The 16314-nt window shown below is 67.4% G+C and carries 18 protein-coding genes; 7 read left to right on the forward strand and 11 right to left on the reverse strand.

What is annotated here, in order from left to right; all coding sequences use genetic code 11:
- Nucleotides 1–53 precede the first annotated feature (53 nt).
- The 4 genes from AB0395_RS22275 to AB0395_RS22290 form a co-directional block, all read right to left on the reverse strand.
- On the reverse strand, nt 54–878 hold the full coding sequence (locus AB0395_RS22275; RefSeq protein ID WP_366283259.1) for a MoaF C-terminal domain-containing protein: 825 nt from the start codon (nt 876–878) through the stop codon (nt 54–56).
- 441 nt (nt 879–1319) lie between these two features.
- Entirely contained in the window at nt 1320–2273 is a 954-nt protein-coding gene (locus tag AB0395_RS22280; protein ID WP_366283261.1) for a nitronate monooxygenase, read from the reverse strand.
- Complete coding sequence (locus AB0395_RS22285) at nt 2270–3898, reverse strand: AMP-binding protein (RefSeq protein WP_366283263.1); 1629 nt, start codon at nt 3896–3898, stop codon at nt 2270–2272. Before AB0395_RS22285 ends, AB0395_RS22280 begins: the two co-directional genes overlap by 4 nt.
- Nucleotides 3899–4043: 145 nt before the next feature.
- A complete protein-coding gene (locus tag AB0395_RS22290; protein WP_366283264.1) occupies nt 4044–4529 on the reverse strand; it encodes a MarR family transcriptional regulator in 486 nt (161 codons plus the stop codon).
- 235 nt (nt 4530–4764) lie between these two features.
- Between AB0395_RS22290 and AB0395_RS22295 the strand changes: the two genes are divergently transcribed.
- Nucleotides 4765–5076, forward strand: a complete 312-nt coding sequence (locus tag AB0395_RS22295; RefSeq protein WP_366283266.1) for a hypothetical protein — start codon at nt 4765–4767, stop codon at nt 5074–5076.
- A 139-nt stretch (nt 5077–5215) separates the two neighbouring features.
- On the opposite strand, the gene AB0395_RS22300 is transcribed toward AB0395_RS22295, so the two are convergent.
- Together AB0395_RS22300 and AB0395_RS22305 are read right to left on the reverse strand one after the other, a co-directional pair.
- Nucleotides 5216–5344, reverse strand: a complete 129-nt coding sequence (locus AB0395_RS22300; RefSeq protein ID WP_366283268.1) for a hypothetical protein — start codon at nt 5342–5344, stop codon at nt 5216–5218.
- Nucleotides 5345–5421: 77 nt separating this feature from the next.
- Nucleotides 5422–6603, reverse strand: coding sequence for an MBL fold metallo-hydrolase (locus AB0395_RS22305; RefSeq protein ID WP_366283270.1), 1182 nt, complete (start codon nt 6601–6603; stop codon nt 5422–5424).
- A gap of 1738 nt (nt 6604–8341) precedes the next feature.
- Here AB0395_RS22305 and AB0395_RS22310 point away from each other — a divergent pair.
- Nucleotides 8342–9073, forward strand: a complete 732-nt coding sequence (locus AB0395_RS22310) for a restriction endonuclease (protein WP_366283272.1) — start codon at nt 8342–8344, stop codon at nt 9071–9073.
- Between the two features lie 302 nt (nt 9074–9375).
- Here the strand turns inward: AB0395_RS22310 and AB0395_RS22315 are convergent, their stop codons facing one another.
- Both AB0395_RS22315 and AB0395_RS22320 read right to left on the reverse strand, forming a co-directional pair.
- Nucleotides 9376–10212 (reverse strand): NAD(P)H-binding protein, encoded by an 837-nt coding sequence (locus AB0395_RS22315; protein WP_366283273.1) that lies wholly within the window; start codon nt 10210–10212, stop codon nt 9376–9378.
- Between the two features lie 14 nt (nt 10213–10226).
- Nucleotides 10227–11645 (reverse strand): MFS transporter, encoded by a 1419-nt coding sequence (locus AB0395_RS22320; protein WP_366283275.1) that lies wholly within the window; start codon nt 11643–11645, stop codon nt 10227–10229.
- 115 nt (nt 11646–11760) lie between these two features.
- Between AB0395_RS22320 and AB0395_RS22325 the strand changes: the two genes are divergently transcribed.
- From AB0395_RS22325 to AB0395_RS22335, 3 genes are all read left to right on the forward strand, one after another.
- Nucleotides 11761–12444, forward strand: a complete 684-nt coding sequence (locus AB0395_RS22325) for a TetR/AcrR family transcriptional regulator C-terminal domain-containing protein (RefSeq protein ID WP_366283276.1) — start codon at nt 11761–11763, stop codon at nt 12442–12444.
- Between the two features lie 72 nt (nt 12445–12516).
- Nucleotides 12517–12762, forward strand: a complete 246-nt coding sequence (locus tag AB0395_RS22330; protein ID WP_366283421.1) for a type II toxin-antitoxin system RelE/ParE family toxin — start codon at nt 12517–12519, stop codon at nt 12760–12762.
- Nucleotides 12763–12767: 5 nt separating this feature from the next.
- Nucleotides 12768–13067: a helix-turn-helix transcriptional regulator gene (locus tag AB0395_RS22335; RefSeq protein ID WP_366283278.1), complete on the forward strand. Its 300-nt coding sequence runs from the start codon at nt 12768–12770 to the stop codon at nt 13065–13067.
- A 176-nt stretch (nt 13068–13243) separates the two neighbouring features.
- Here AB0395_RS22335 and AB0395_RS22340 read toward each other — a convergent pair whose 3' ends face one another.
- A complete protein-coding gene (locus tag AB0395_RS22340; protein ID WP_366283280.1) occupies nt 13244–13465 on the reverse strand; it encodes a hypothetical protein in 222 nt (73 codons plus the stop codon).
- A gap of 13 nt (nt 13466–13478) precedes the next feature.
- Between AB0395_RS22340 and AB0395_RS22345 the strand changes: the two genes are divergently transcribed.
- Nucleotides 13479–13634 (forward strand): hypothetical protein, encoded by a 156-nt coding sequence (locus tag AB0395_RS22345; RefSeq protein ID WP_366283282.1) that lies wholly within the window; start codon nt 13479–13481, stop codon nt 13632–13634.
- A 342-nt stretch (nt 13635–13976) separates the two neighbouring features.
- Entirely contained in the window at nt 13977–14858 is an 882-nt protein-coding gene (locus tag AB0395_RS22350; RefSeq protein WP_366283284.1) for a haloalkane dehalogenase, read from the forward strand.
- Here AB0395_RS22350 and AB0395_RS22355 read toward each other — a convergent pair.
- Together AB0395_RS22355 and AB0395_RS22360 are read right to left on the reverse strand one after the other, a co-directional pair.
- Nucleotides 14776–15600, reverse strand: a complete 825-nt coding sequence (locus AB0395_RS22355; protein WP_366283285.1) for a CU044_5270 family protein — start codon at nt 15598–15600, stop codon at nt 14776–14778. The two genes, AB0395_RS22350 and AB0395_RS22355, sit on opposite strands and share 83 nt — an antisense overlap.
- Complete coding sequence (locus AB0395_RS22360; protein ID WP_366283287.1) at nt 15597–16163, reverse strand: RNA polymerase sigma factor; 567 nt, start codon at nt 16161–16163, stop codon at nt 15597–15599. Before AB0395_RS22360 ends, AB0395_RS22355 begins: the two co-directional genes overlap by 4 nt.
- Nucleotides 16164–16314 lie beyond the last annotated feature (151 nt).

Raw genomic sequence — 16314 nt, forward strand, 5'->3', positions numbered from 1 at the left:
GAACAGCATCATCGACAGGCTGCGGTCGACCGGCTGTACGGCGCGGACCGGGTCTAACGCGCCGGGTCGAACTCGGCGGGATAGACCGTCGTGCTGATCAGCCTGCCGAACCCGTCAAGCGTGAAATGGGCGAGAACCTGCTGGGACTCGTCGAGCCCGAACAGCACGCCCCGCGAACGGGCGCTGCGGATGTCGCGGTGGTCGGCGACCGTCACCGCCGCGCAGGGGAGCGCCTTCTCCCGCCAGGCGAACAGGAAGATGCCGGGGCGCAGTTCGTAGGCGGTGCACTCGTCGGTGTCCGCGAGCCCTTCCTCCGAACCGGCCAGGCACTGCCAGGTGTACTGTCGCGGCCCGAGGTAGATGTGCTCGTACACGCGGTCGTGGCCGTACTCCCACAGCACACGACGGCCGGTGAGCGCGGTGGACAGCGCGGGTGGAAGCATGGTCGACTCGATGCCTTCGATCCGCGCCGTCGCGAAGCGCTGCCGGACCCGAGGCAGGCCCGGTGCGGGGTCGCCGATCAGGGTGATCACCGACAGTGCGTGCCCGCTCGTGAAGTCGAGCGCGAGGCTTACGGACTCCGTCGGCGTCTGCGTGTGGTGGAACTGCACGTAGAAGAGATTGTCCGCGATCCGGAACGCCTCATAGCGGCCCTTTCCTGAGGCCGAGACGTCGTCTCCGCGCCCCGGGCTACGCGTCCACGTGACGGTGTCCGCGCCGAAACGGTGTGTGATGCGGGTGCCGTGGTCGTCGTAGAGCACGACCACGCGGCCGACGAGGGCGGAGGGCGGATCGGTTCTGGTGAGGCCGATGTCCGCGGCCCCGAGAAGTCCGTGGATGGGTCGACGGATCAAGGCTTCGGAAAGATCGCTAATCATGGTTCTCCTCACCGGAGGAAGACGAGGCGAGGGCAAGCGAGAACGCCACGGGCGCAGATGAGGCAGCGCCTGTGACTCCCGCTCGGCTCATCAAGATTGATTCCGCCCGCAGCGGCGGACTCTGGTCTGTCAGTAAGCGCGCGGCTATACGCCGATCGTTAGGTGCAATGCTGGTCGCGTGGAGCGGGATGAACGAGGCGGAGACGGCGTGGTGGAACTCGGCGAAGTCATGGGCGAACGCCGTGGTGACGTGGCCGATCCGCGTCTCTTGAACAGTATCGTTCAAGACTTACCTCCCTTGCCTCATGGGCAAAGCTTGCCGATCCCATATCGCATCTCGACAGGTTAGGTGCTGTCAAGGTGCCTGGAGCCGACACCGGATCGGGCGATCGCCGCACGTCCGATGATCGACGCCAGGCTTCGAAGCGCGCCGGGCGACCGCTACCGAGGTGGGCGGAGCCGCTCACGGGCGCTGATGTACTCCGCGACGATCTGCTCGATGATCTCGGCCGCCGGGAGCACCGAGTGGATGAGTCCGGCGGACTGGCCCGCCTCGGCCTTGCCCCAGGTGACGTCGCCATGCAGTGCGGCGTCCCTCAGCGTCGCGGTCTGAAACGCCTTGCGGCGCACGTCGAGGTCCGCGTCGGACTCTTCGAGTTCGGTCATGCGGGCGGTGAACTCGTTCGCGAGCGCACGGGTGACGACGAGCCCGCGTCCGACGGCACGGGTGCCGTCGACGGTCGCTGCGAGGACGGCGGCCTTGTAGTTCGGGTGGACGGTCGCCTCGTGGCTGGCGAGGAATCGGGTGCCGAACTGCGCGGCGTCGGCCCCGAGGGCGAGCATCGCGGCGAGGCCCGCGCCGTCGGCGACGCCGCCGGAGGCGATGACGGGGATGTCGGGGACCTCGGTGACGACGGCGCGCACGAGGACCTGCGTGGTGACCATGGCGGGTGGCGGGTGGCCGCCCGCTTCTGCGCCGACGACGATGAGTCCGTCGACGCCCGCCGTCGCGGCCTTGTGGGCGTGCTCGGTGCTGGCGACGACGTGCAGGCACGTGGTGCCGACGTCGCGGAAGCGCTCGAGGTAGCGCTGCGTCCCGCCCTGGGCTGCGATCAGGACCGGAGGTCTGTGCCGGAGGAGGACGTCGATCACCTCGTCGGCACCCTGCCGGTAGAGGGGAAGGTTGACGGCCCACGGCCGGTCGGTCCCGGCGGCCATCTCGTCGAGCGTGCGCGTGAGGTCGACGAGCCGCATCGGGCCCGCGGCGACGACGCCGAGTCCACCGGCCCGGCTCACGGCGAGCGGCAGGGCGGAACTGGACGAGGCCCAGGACATGCCGCCCTGAATGATCGGCAGGTCGATTCCGAGCAGGCGGGTGACCGAGGTGGAGATCACGCTCCCACCTCGCTGCGCTCCTGCTCGAGCAGCTTGCGCGCGTGGGCCGCGAGCTGGTTCTTCTGCACCTTCGAGCTCGCGGTCATCCCGATGTCCTCGAACCCCTCCACGATGCGGAGGTGACGGGGGACCTTGAACCCGGCGAGGTGCGCGCGGGACCAGTCGAGCAACTCCTCCTCGGTGGTGTCACCGGGCTCGGTGAGCACGACGAACGCGAAGGGAACCTCGATCAACCGCTCGTCGGGGACCCCGACCACGGAGGCCTGATGGACGCGGGGATGGCGGTGCAGGGCATCCTCGATGTCGGCGGGTGCGACGTTCTCCCCACCGACTCTGATGATGTCCTTGGTGCGTCCGACGAAGTGCAGGCGCCCGGCCGCGTCGAGGATGCCGATGTCGCCGGTGAACAGCCATCCGTCGGCGTCGATGGTGGCGGCGGTCTGCTCGGCGTCGTCGAGGTAGCCCCGCATGACGTTCCAGCCGCGGACGAGGATCGAGCCAGGCTCGTCGGGGGCGCAGTCACGACTGTCGTCGAGGGCGCGGATCCGGACCTCGACACCCGGCTGGATACGCATCGCGCCGGAGGCCCGTACGGCCTCGTCCTCCCACCAGGCGGACAACGAGACGTTGGGGGAGGCCTCGGACAGGCCGTAGGCGGCGACACACTCGGCGGCGCCGAGTTCGTCGATCACGCGTCGGATCACGGTGGGGGACGCCGCGACCCAGGCTCCCCGCAGGTGCAGCGTCCGCCGGGCGCGGTCGGGGTGGTTGAGCAGCATCAGCGCGATGGTGTCGTTGCCGGAGAAGTGCGTGCACCGTTCCGCCTCGAACAATCGCAGCGCCTCGGCGGGCTCGAAGCGGGGCATGGTCACCAGTGTGGTGGCGTGCTGGATCGATGCGAGCACCGAGAGCGTGCTCCCCGCGACGTGGAAGAACGGCCGCGCACTGTGGTAGCGATCGCCCGGGCGCAGGCCGAGGCGTACCCCGGCGAAGAAGGCGTCGGCGCACATGCCGCGATGGGTGAGCAGCACACCCTTCGGTCGCGAGGTGGTGCCGGACGTGTACTGGACCAGCAGGATGTCGTCCGGACCGGCGGCGGGCGGCACGGCGCCCACGTCGCTCCCCGCGTCGATGAAGTCCGACCACGCGGTCGCCCAGTCGGGGACGTTGTCGCCGAGCACGACGACCGACGTGAGCTCGGGCAGGGCCGGGCAGGTCGGGGTCCCGGCGTGACCGATGCCGAGCTCACGCAGCATCGTGATGAAATCCACGCGCAGGACCCGGTCCGCCACGAACAGGGTGGAGATGCGGGCGTGGTGCAGCGTGTACTCCACCTCGCCGGCGGTGAACCGGGTGTTCACCGGAACGGTGACGGCCCCGACGCTCCCGAGGGCGACGAACAGGGCGACCCAGCGCGGCTCGTTGCCGAGGCAGACGCCGACCCGGTCACCGTGCCCGATGCCGGCGGCGGTGAGAGCCGCGCGGATGCGGGCGACCTCCCGGGCCAGCTCGGCGTAGGTGATTCGGTCATCGGCGGTGACTATCGCCTCGACATCGGGAGCGAGCAGCGCGGCGCGGTCCAGCGCCTCGTGCGCGGTGACAGGACACGCCGTTCTGAGATCCATCAAGCTTTCTCCGTCCCGGATCCGGTGCGCCGGACCTGTGGTCCGCCCTGGGCGACGTACGCGCAGACCGTGATCGCGTCGGCCATCGAGCCACCTCCTCGTACTGGCTCTAGGAGTACGCAAATCTGTTGACGTTGTCAACACCCTAGAAATTGTTTGTGTGGTCGCGTTCCTGGTGCTCCACGTCCAGTGCGAGGTCGGCGAGCTTGTCGAGCGCGCGCACCAGCACCTCTCGCTCCTCCGGGGACAGGACGGCGAGGAACGTCGCATCGCGCTCGTTCGCCGCGCGTATGAGGCCGCGGTAGACCTCTATGCCCGTCTCGGTGAGCGCCAGCTGGGATGTCCGTCCGGACCCCGCGGTCCGGTTGACCAAGCCCCGTTCTGTCAGCTTGGTCACGACGCGGCTCATCTGCGCTTTGTCGAGGCCCGCGCGCCGGGCCAGCCGGTTCTGGGTGAGCGTCGGATCGGACGCGATCAGGGCGATCGCCCGCCACTCGCCGAGGGTGACATCGAACTCGCGGCGGTAGCGCAGGGCCGCACTGCGGGAGAGGGCCGCCGATGTGCGTGACAGGCGATAGGACAGCAACTCGGCGATGGGGACGAGATCCCCGACGTTCGCGTGCTCGGGCATGGAGAGAGCGTAATGGGCCAGGGGACTGTGTTGCATCATCAACAACTAGCGGATCCGCTGCGATCGCTGGGTGATCGCTACGGACGCGGGCGCGTTGGCGGCTTCCTCTACCGGGCCGCATACAAGCCTTCCCCATTCGCCCGTTTCACCGAAGTCGGTGCCTTCGCCTCGGTCTGCTCCACCTCATCCTGGACGGGAAAGTCTTCGACACCGATGCCGCCAGAAGACCACCAGCATGAAAGGCGAGAAGATCGATGCCTGGTATGCGGGAAAGACCGCTGATTTCGGTGGCAATATTCAAGCTTTGTTCGCCCCAGGAGGGTTGCCGTTGTGGACCTCGGATGTGGAACCCGGGAACGTAGCCGACATCGTCGCCGCTCGCAGGCATGTCCTGCCCGCCGCCTACCCCTATGCCCGCACCATGCCGGTCCTCGCCGATCCCGGCCATGAAGGCGCAGGTCATGGCGTGCACACCCCGTTCAACCTGGCTTCAACAGATCAACATGCCGTCTACCCGTGCTCTGTTAAGTCCGGACGTAGAGATTGAGTGCATGCCCGGCTCCAGTGCTACTGGCGTGCCTGGTCCAACGCGCCCCCGCCCCCTGAACTCCAACGCCTACTCGCCACCGTCGGAGCCGGGCACGCCCTCAACCTCTACATTCAGATTTAATAGACCACCGGTAACCTCAGTCGGTCTTCGCCCGCTCAAGCACCTCTTTCAGCGAGTCGGCCTTGGCCAAGACGTCGATGGCGGTCTCGCGGACCCATCCACCGATCGACATGACGGTGGGGAGGTCTCCGTAGTCGTCGGTCACGCTGTCCCACAGTGGTTCGCGCGGGTCGGATGGGAACTGTCAACGGTCATGAGCGTGTCGGACGGGCGATCGGGACTTCATCGTCCGGATGATCGGCCCACTCGCACGCGCTGCAGATCTTCTCCAATCACGACGGTGCCGTCGTAGTCTCGCCTGATCGTCGACCGCCAGCGCCCGACCGGGAGCTTCGGCGGCGTGGGCGAGGTGATCGAGAGCGGCACGATGTGCGACAGGGCGACGGTGTGCGCTCCGGCCCTCGCGGCGATACCACCGATCTCGGTGATATCGGTGTGACAGCCCCGCAAACCGGTCACCATGAATTCCGCCATGCCGTGGTCCAGCATGCTCTGGCCGTCCATGATCTCGTGCACCAGCACGTCGGTGTTTCGGGCCAGCTCCACGAGGTTGTCGCTCGGCGTGGTGTCGCCCGAGAATGTGACGCTGCCGTGGTCGGTGTCGAACCGGAAGCCGAACGCCGGGAAGGGCCAGTAGTGGGTGACCAGGGTGGCACTCACTCGCACGCGATCGTCCTCGTACACGGTGAAAGGACGCATCCGGGGCGGCGCCGGAAGATCGGCCGACGCGTTCACCCGAAGGTCGTGCGGCACGACGATGTCCCGGATATCCGGCCCGAGCCGGGCCCGGATTCCCTGGCTGTTCGTCGTGGTGGCGAATCCGGACAGCACTCCGTTGTGGACATCGGTCATGCCCGGGTGCGGGTTGTCCGGTTGGATCAGCTCCACCCCCGGCATCGGCACCCCGGGCGGCAGGCCCAGCGACGGCGGACCGTAGACGTGCAGCTGACCGGGATAGCCGTAGTCGTGTCCGGGCAGTGATCGTCCGAACAGGATCAGCGGGAGGTAGTCGGAGAAGTGGTCGGCGTGGAAGTGGGTCACGAACAACGCCCGCAGCATCGCATGGGTCACCCCGGCCGCATACATTTGCCGGACCACGCCGCTACCGCAGTCGACCACGTACGCCGCACCGTCGACCACCACGACCTGGGAGGTCATCTGCCGGTCCGTCATGGGGACCGGACCACCGCCGGTACCCAGCAGCACCACGCTCGTACCGGACCAATCCTGCTTGCCCGGCCCTGGCTTGGCCGAGTCCGCGTTCGCCGCGGCGGGGGTGAGCACGGCACCGGCCAAACCGGCCACACTCGCCCCGCCGAGCGCACCGATGCCCTTGAGCACGCTGCGCCGCGAGCTGCCCGATCCGGACGTCTCGCAGCAGGAGGATATGGGGAGTTTCGTCATGAGACCACTTCCTTCGACAGCGGCACCGATGCCGCCTCTGATACGCGGAAAGGGCACGAGCGATCGTGCTAACGCGCTGGTTGCCGCCGACTCTGCGCCGCGTCGTTGATGGTTTGCCCGTTGGCGTGCACCATGCCGGTGCGCGACCCGGCAGCCGGCTCGAGTTTCCCGTGCCATGGACCCGGTGTGGATGGCCGCGGACAGTCCGTACGCGGTGCGCCGGCCAACTCGACGGCCTCCTCGTCGGTACCGAGGTCTTCACATCCGGCTTGAGTAGTGCGGTGTTACCCGAGCACGAGCGCGGGTGCGACGGAACGCGTCGCGAGCATGAGCGGGGCGTTTGAGCACTCCGGCACGTGTGGTGAACGACGCCCGCACCCAATCCCACTGCGCGGCAGTACGGCGTCCGCACGTCCGACATCGGACGGATCGATCGGGCGGCCGCTCGTACCGAGGCGTTCGCCGGTAGTGACCTCGACGATGGCGGTGCTCCCTGCCGAGTCCTCCCGCCAGCAGCCAGAGTAGAGCCGACCATTCCACACGCTGGGATCTAGAAGCTGCACGTCACACTCCGTTTCCGAACACAGGGCGCCCTCGGACGCCGACTGTGCCCGCCGACGTTACGTGCCACAGACCACGGAGCACCTCACTCGCCGTGTACTAATCTCAGGCCGGATGATGCGACACCGTGTCTGACAAGGAGGAGGGCACGGCGCTGGACGACGCGGTCCAACACCTCGCGAGGCCAACGCCTTTTGCGCCGCGCGAAATCCCACGCCGTGCTTTTGCCGCAGGGGTGTCAACGGCCAAGTGCGCGTCACGGCGGATCGCCGCGTATGGCTCGGCCTTCGACAAGCGAGGCACCGAGACTCCTCGCGCTCCTCAGCGCCTCGATAGTCGCACCGCAACCAGTTGAGCGCTGTCAAAACTCAGCAACATGGCCCAGCGGTCTATGCGATCGCTGCCACAGCTGACCTGCAAACGCTGTCGCACCTCACGTACAGAGCCAGGTGTCCTTTCAGCCAGTGAGAGCAAAAGGGCTGGCCGGAGCTTTCACGGAGAGAAAGCTGTCGGTCAGTGCTGCGAGATCGATCGGATAGACCACCTGGTCGGCGGTTCGCAGGGCCCGTCAGCACCCACCGCTCCCCGGCCGGGATCTATCGCTCTGGGGGCGTGGGCGCAGATGACGTGGGGGCGTCGAGGATCCGATGGCCCGGTCCCGTCGGCCATGCGCACTTCTCTCACCTAGGTGACCGTTTGATGATTCCGGTGCCATTCCCCTTACCAGTTTTCCGCTGTGCCGGGAAGGGGACAGATCACTCACCAAAAGGAAACGAATTTATTATTCCTGACTTTCTGCGGTGATTGTCGATCCGAGGGTGTTTGTCGGTGGCCCGTGTTTATATTTCCCGTAGGCCGACGCGCCGCAAACATCATCGGTTGACCTTCAGGGAGTTGCCATGCCTCCAGGCAAGTATTACCGGCGGGGACATTGGGTAAGTAAACCAAGACCGAAAAGCGCACAGATGTCCGGGTGGGCGATTCTGGCAGTCCTCGCCGCCTTGGTGTGGTTCGCCACCCTGGGATCCGGCGCAGACGAAAACACGCCGCAGAAGCCGTCACAGGTCTCGAAGACCGCGGCCCCAGCCCAGGTCCCGGAAGCCGAGCAGCCCGCGGAACCGGGCGACGAACTCCCTCCAGAGCCGACCGAGGCGCCGTGAGACGCCGGAGACTTCCCGTGCGTCTTTCCCGGCCACGGATGCCGGCCAACTCGATGGAATGGTGCGCCGCCGCGGTGGTCGCGGTGGTCGCGGGATCTTTCGTGGTCCGGGGAATTCAGACCGCCGTCGACCTGATTCTCAGCCGCTGGTACATCGGCGTTCCGGTGGGACTCTGCGCCCTTGTGGCGATCACAGTGTGGGCGTGGTGGGGCGTCACCGCCCTTCGCCGCCGGGCCGATCGCCTGCGTGGGGTGCGGTTGACGCTGTCCACGCTGGACGCGATGTCCCCCATCGCTTTCGAGTGGGCGGTGCGCGACCTCATGGTGCGCGATGGCATCGCCGCCCGGCACGTGGGACAGCGAGGAGACAAGGCGGCCGACGTCATCGGCCGTGACCTCAGCGGATACGTCATCGTCGCGCAGTGCAAACACACCACCACAGCGGCCAAGGTCGGCGCCCGGGTCATCTACGAGGTCAACGGGACGGCCCATCCCGTGCACAAGGCGGACGTCGCGGTGGTGGTCACCAACGGATCCTTCACCCGCGACGCGCGGCGGAGTGCTGACGACTTCCAGATCCACCTGATCGGCAGGGAGGAACTGCACCGCTGGGCCGGTGGAGCAGTGTCCCTGCAGGGGTTGTTGAGGCTGACCACCCCGCTGCGGCGCTGGCGACGCCTGCGCCGTACCCCCTCCCTCCTGATCCGCCACGGCTCCACGCCGGAGCGCACCCCTCGCGCGCAGCGGTAGATCCTCCGAAGCGGTTCAGCACGAGGCGATGCGATCCTGCTGGGTCCCCCGGCGGAACACCCCCGCACGGGGATGTTCCGTGTCGGCTGTGGTGCACCGACCACCACACCAGGTCGGCCCCGCGCCTGCGGGAGTCGCAGGCAGGCGGGTCGTGGTTCCCCGTGAGTCCCCGTGGATGACCGGGGCTCCCCGCCTGATCTGGTTGCTGCTCAAGAGCCTGATCCCGGTCTTGAGCCTGAAGGGCGAGCCCATGGTCACGACAGAATCAAACGAATGATCGACATTGTCGGTCAGGTGGGGTGTTAGGAGGCGAACTCGGCGGCGTGGTCGGCTGCCCATTCGGCGAAGGTCCGGCCGGGATGTCCGGTGAGCTTTTGGACCACGTCGGTCAGGGGCACGGGTTTTCCGTCGGTGGACTTCCAGTAGTCGAGGATGCTGTCGGCGAAGTTGGGCGGGAGGTGTTCGGCCATCGCTTCCTTCCATTCCGCGGGGGTGACCTGTTCGACAGTGATGGGCTGGCCGACGGCTTTTGCGAGTTGGTCGAGTTGCTCGGCGAACGTCAGGGTCTCCGGTCCGGTCAGGTCGTACACTCCGCCGTGGTGCCGGGGCTGAGTGAGGACGGTGTACGCGGCCTCTGCGATGTCCCGTTCGTGGATGGGGTCGTTGTAGGCGCCGGGGTAGGGCAGGCGGACAGGTTTCCCCGTCTTGATCGCCCAGGCCCAGCCGGTGGCGTTGGCGGCGAACGATCCCGGCCGGAGGATGGTCGCGGTGATCGGCGAGGCCTGGACGGCTCGTTCGGCGTCCAGATGGGACTTGGCCATCGCTGAGGTCTCGGCGTCCGGGGAGAGCACGGCGGCGGAGGACAGCAGGACGATGTGCTGCACTCCGGCCCGACCTGCTTCGTCCAGGAATGTGTCGAGGTGGGAAGCCGAGGCGTACAGGAACACCGACCGCACCCCCGCCAGGGCCGACGCGAACGTCGATGGGGCCGTCAGGTCAAGCCTGACGGCAGGGATCCCTTCGGGCAGCGTGAGCTGTGCGGGCTCGGCGGACCCGACCCGGACGGCAAGCCCGGCGTCGGTGACCAGTGAGAGCAGGCGGGTGGCGACCGCGCCGCGGCCTCCGGTGATCAGAATCATGGATTTGTCTCTCCTCAGTGATGGTGCCGAGCGGGCGCGTTGCGTGGCAGCAGCCACACGACGCAGCAGCTCAGCAGAATGGCCCCGGCGATGGTGGCCAGGCTGATGGTCAAGGCGTGAGCCTGGGTGCCGAGGGATGTGAAGTACACGGTCGTGACGGCGGCGGCCCCGATCGCGTTGGCGAGCTGCTGGACGGCGGCGAGTGATCCGCTGCCGCTCCCTGCTTCGTCGAGATCGGTGTCGCCCATGGTGACGTCGTAGACGGTGCCGAAGCAGGTCCCCATCCCGAGCCCGATCACGAAGGCGGTGGGCGCCAGCGCCCAGCCGCTCAGTCCTGTGCCCTGCGCCTGGACCAGGCCGAACAGTAGCCCGGTACCGGCCAGGGTGATCAGCAGCCCGGCGAAGACGAGGTTACGGCCCATGGTGACGATGAGCCGGTAGGAGCTGATGGAGGCGACCACGATTCCCGCCGCGATCGGTGCGATTCCGACGGCTGCGGCACGCATCGGGCTGTAGCCGAGCCCGTCCTGCATGAACAGCGACAACACGTACAGCAGCCCGGACACGGCTGCGAAGAACACCAGGCCGAGCAGCAGCCCAGAGGTGAACCCGCGGTTCTTCAGCAGCGACGGCTGGATGAGCGGCGCGGCGGCGGTGACCTGACGGCGGGCGAACAGAGCGAAGAACAGCACCCCGGCGCCGACGGACAGCAGTGGAAGAAGGGTCCAGCCGCGCCCCGAGCCCTCGATGAGGCCGAACAGCAACCCGAGCATGGCGGCGCCGAGTAGGACCGAGCCGAGTGCGTCCAGACGGGCCGACCGGTCGCCCGCATCGGAGGGCAGTAGCCGGAACGCGGCGACCAGGGCGCCCCCGCCGAGCACGATGTTGATCAGGAACATCGACCGCCAGCCCAGCCCGAACAGGTCGGCGTCGATCAGGAACCCGGCGAGGATCGGCCCGCCGACGGCCGACAGCCCGAGGGCGGGCCCGAAGGTGCTGAAGGCCTTGCCGATCTCGGTGCGCGGGAACACCGCACCGAGAATGCCGAACCCCTGCGGGATCAGCATGGCTCCGAAGGCGCCCTGGAGGAGGCGGAAAAAGATGATCGAGGTCGGGGCGAACGCGAGCCCGCACCCCACCGAGGCGACTGTGAACCCGCAGAGCCCGATGAGGAACAGACGGCGGCGCCCGAACCGGTCCCCGAGGCGTCCGCCGACAACCAGCAGCACACCCAGGGCCAGCGCATAGCCGGTGCCGAGCCACTGCATGAGGGACGCGCCTCCGCGCAGGTCGGCGGCGATGGTCGGGGCGGCGATGTTGGTGATCGTCGCGTCCAGGAGATCGAGGATCGAGGCGGCGAGGATCACGGCCAGGACGGCCCAGCGCCGGGCGGAGGGAGCCCCCACGGCGGTGGGACTGGCATGGGTGGACATGGAGGACAACTTTCCGAAGCAGGAACGAACGTCGCTCGTAACGAACAACGTTCGTTGCGGACGATAGATGTCGAACGTTGTTCGTGTCAAACGTTGTTCGTTATAGGCTGGCCGTATGCGCGCACCAGTGAGCCGCCGGGCCCGCCCCGCCAAGGCCCCCCTGAGCCGGGAAGTGATCGTCCGCACCGGCCTGAAGGTCCTCGACCGTGACGGCCTCGACGCCCTGACCATGCGTCGCGTCGGCCAGGAGCTCGACACCGGTGCCGCCTCGCTCTACGTGTACGTGAAGAACCGCGAAGACCTGATGGACGCGATGCTGGATACAGCCCTCGCCGACGTCCCACTCCCGGCCGAAGGCCCTTGGCAGCAGCAGGTCGAGGAGCTGGTGGTCTCCGCGACCGAGGCAATGAGCCGCCATGAGGGCTTGGCCCTGGTCGCGCTGGGCGGTATCCCCTCCGGGGAGCACGCCCTGCGCATCCTCGACCGGCTGCTGGCCCTGCTCAAGGACGGCGGACTGGACGACATGACCGCCGCCTGGGCCGTCGACCTGCTCTACCTGTACATCACCGCGGGCGCTGCCGAGCAGGGCGCCTACAACACCACCGACCGCACCCAGGGGCAGCACCTCGCGGACGCCGAACGGCTGTACGCCGAGCTGCCCGCCGACCGCTACCCGATGATCACCGCACTGCGCGGCCCGCTCCTGTCCGCAGGCGACCGCGAACGCTGGGGCCTTCAGGTCCTGCTCAACGGCATCCTGAACACCCCGGCCGGCGGCTTCACACCGGCCGACACCTGAACTTCACACCGGCCGACATTCGACACGCTTGATCAGGAGGACCGGGAGACGGCGGCGTTCTACGTCGACCTGCTGGCCGAGCGTGGCGTTCTGCTGGATGAGCCCTACACCCGTCAGCTCCATGGCAAGCCGCGTGAGCTGCGTTTCCATCTCGATAGGGAAGCGGTCCGGATCACCTATTGGATCGCACCGGGTCGGCGGATCGTCATGCTGACGGTGTTCCGCAAGCAGCGGATGCGCGAGTCCGCCGAGATTGAGCGGGCGTGGCGAGCCATGCAGCGGTGTATCGCTGAGGCTCACACGGCAGACGAGGAGTGAGCGGTATGGGCGAGCGCAAGAGCTGGGGCGCCAAGCGGGCTGAGATCATGAACCGTCCGGGGGCCGGAGCGGCGTACGAGGCCGCCCGGATCCGGTTCGAGCTGGGGGAGGCGGTACGGCTGCGCCGTGAGCAGCTCGGTCTGACCCAGAGCGAGCTGGCCGAGCGTACGGGGTTGAAGCAGCCGGCGGTGGCACGGTTTGAGGCAGGCGGGACGATGCCGACCATCCCGATGCTGGAACGGCTCGCGGAGGCCCTGGAGATGCGACTGAGCGTCCAGTTTCAGCCTCTGCGCGAAGCAAGCTGATCGCCAGAGACGCTTCCAGCCTACAGATCGCCGAAGCAAGACCGAAGGACACTGAAAACAATCAAGGCCCAGGTAGGAAAATCGTCCCTGAGCTGGGCCTTCGCTCTTGGAGCGGGTGACGGGAATCGAACCCGCGCTGTCAGCATGGGAAGTCTCTATCGTGCCTGGCTGTTGAGCTAGGAAGCCGCTGACGTGAGGCGGTGGGCGGCCACCGCACAGGTCTCCGCCTCTCGCCCGGCGCAGGCATCCGGGGTGCCGAGGATAGCGACATCCCCGCCGTGTACGGCGTGCTGCTCGCCGAACTCGTCCCCCTCGACCTGGCCTACATCCACCTTGAGGCCACCACCGACGAGGACGTGCCGGTCGAACTGCGCAAGGCCCGGCACGCTCATCGTCAACCCGTCCTCCCCGATGAGCCCGCGGCAAACGGACAAGGCGGCCGCTGATCAATGGCTGGGGCTCGGCGCCGATCTGATCAGCTTCGGCCGCGCCTTCATCGCCAACCCCGACCTCGTGGAACGACTGTGTCAGGAGCTGCCGATCGCGCCTCACGACGAGTCCACGTGATACGAGGGCGGTGGCGCCGGCTATCTCACCTACACCGCCTACCGGCACACAGCCTGAAAACAGCCGGGACGATCCGGCGAAGAACGCGATGCCGGTCGCACTCCTGTCTGGTCGCGCCGGTCACCCGGCTCCAGGGCGTGCTCGAAGACGTTGCGCAGGAACTCCTCGCGGTGCACGTCGCCAGCCGCGGCCTGGAACAGTGCCTTGAAGGTCGCCGGGTCCTCGTGAGGCCAAGGCTGACAGCGGTCGCACACTATGGCGCACCGGGGGGCTTGTGGCAAGACCCGGGTCGTGCTGCAGAATCTCCGACCGAAGCAAGAACCCGCGGAAATGAGGAGAGTCATGATCTCGGCTGAGGAACGATATCGGAAGCGTCGTATTGAGGTCGACGGGCTTGAAATGGCATACGTCGAGGAGGGAGAAGGTGATCCGATCGTCTTTCTTCACGGCAACCCGACTTCGTCGTACGTATGGCGGAATGTAATTCCGTATCTGGCGGATAAAGGGCGCTGCATCGCCCCGGACCTGATCGGGATGGGCGATTCCGCGAAACTTCCGGCCAGCGGGCCGGGCTCATACCGCTTCGTCGAACATCGTCGCTATCTCGATGTGTTCCTTCAGGCCCTCGGCGTACGTGAGCGGGTGGTCATGGTGCTGCAGGACTGGGGTTCGGCCCTGGGTTTCGATTGGGCGTACCGTCAGCCTTCCGCACTCCGGGGTATCGCCTACATGGAGGCGTTCGTGGCCCCGATCCCCTCGTGGAGCGACTGGCCGGAGCCTGCGGTTGCGCTCTTCCAGGCGATTCGCTCCACTGCGGGTGAAGAGATGGTCCTCGACCAAAACTTCTTCGTCGACGACGTTTTGCCTGCACAGATGCTGCGAGGGCTGTCGGAGGCGGAGATGGCCGTCTACCGTCGTCCCTACACGGAACCGGGCGAGTCACGCCGACCGACGCTGACTTGGCCGCGCGAGGTTCCCGTCGCGGGCGAACCACGCGATGTTCACGATGTCATCACGCGTTATGCGGAATGGCTCGCCAAGTCTTCGGTTCCCAAGCTGTTCATCGAGGCGGTTCCAGGAACGATGTTTGAAACACACCGGGCCATCGCCCGGTCGTGGCCGAATCAGGCACACATCACGATCACGGGTGGCCACATGGTTCAAGAAGACGCTCCCGATCAAATCGGGGCGGCCATCGCCTCCTGGCTGCGAGACCTCTCCTGAAAGGGGCGGTGGTGCCCGGGCTCCGAGGCGACCTGGTGCTGGTGGAGGGCGCCCCGATCACGGACATCACCGCTACCCGGTACCGGAAGATGGCAACCTCCAGGTCCGGGGGGACGATGTTCTGGGACAGGGTGACGGCGAACCGTTCGAAGATCCAGTCGTCCTGATCGGCGCCCTTTATCTCGTGAATCTTACGGAACTCGGCCAGCAGCGCGTCGGGGTCGGTCGGCAGTGCGGCCGGCAGGGCATAGGTGTTCTCCGGCGCCTGCCCTCCTGGGGCGGAGGTCTGCAGCCTGCCGTTCACCTTGTAGCCGACCCGCTTGCCGTCGGCTCGCGTCCAGAACTCGTTGACCGTGTTCAGCAGCGGCGTCTGCGGGGTGAGGTGCTTGCCCATGTACTCCTTGCCGAAGCTCTGCGCCCGGTTCTCGGTGTAGATCCACTGATCGTCGCGGGGCGGCGTGAGGGTCTTGTTCTGTACGGTCGTCGCGATTCTGGTGAGCACCACCTGCGCGTTGGCGGCGGGGATCGTGGGCTCCCCCCCGCCTGTCGTCTGTACCAGGGTCGTCACCGTCGCGATCACCAGCGCCGACGCGGCCACGGCCAGCGCCCGCACCGCCCATCTGTGCCTCGGGCGCCGCCTCGTAGCTCGCGCCATGAGGGCGTCCCTGGCCGCCGACCTGGCGGCGGGGCCGGGAGGCTCCGGCCGGTCCCAAGCCTCACGCAGCATCTCCACGTCGTTCATCGCGCGTCCTTTCCCGTGACGGCCTGGATCTTCTTACGGGCCCGGTGCAGTCGCGACCGGGCCGTACCCGCCGGAATGCCCAGCGCCCTGCCCGCCTCCTCCGAGGTGAGCTCGGCCCAGGCGACCAGGAGCAGCACATCCCTGTCACCGTCGGCGATCTCGGCCAGGGCCCGGGCGAGCTGCGGCTTGCGGGCGCCCGCGTCCACCTCTCCCGCGACCCGGTCGGTGTGCTCCTCCGCGGGATCCTCCATGCCGGCCCTGGCCGGCGCCCGGTACTGGCGTACCTCGGCACGGCGGTGCCGGGCGATCACGTTGGACGCTATGCCGTACAGCCAGGGCCGGGCGTCATCGCGTGAGATGTCGTAGCCGGTGCGCTTGTCGAAGGCGATCAGGAACGTCTCCGCGGCCACGTCGTCGGCCAGGCCGGTGCCCAGCCTGCGGGTGGCGTAGCCGTGGATCTCCGTGTAGTAGTGGTCGAAGATGGCGGAGAAGCGCTCGGGCTCCCGCCAGGACTGCTCGATGATCACGGCGTCCGCGGTTTGCGCGGGCAACGCCCGTGTCATCGCGGTCACCTCTCGGTCCTAGGGTTCACGCCTCTCCTTCACCGATGCCCCCGTAAGTTGTTCATAACGGGACATGACCTGGGCGAGGAGGAGGATCGGGTCGTCGTCAACCCGCTGTTGATGCTTGCCGAGGAGCCAGTTTCAGCTGGTC

This window comes from Streptosporangium sp. NPDC051023, from assembly GCF_040689595.1.
Taxonomy (GTDB): Bacteria; Actinomycetota; Actinomycetes; order Streptosporangiales; family Streptosporangiaceae; genus Streptosporangium.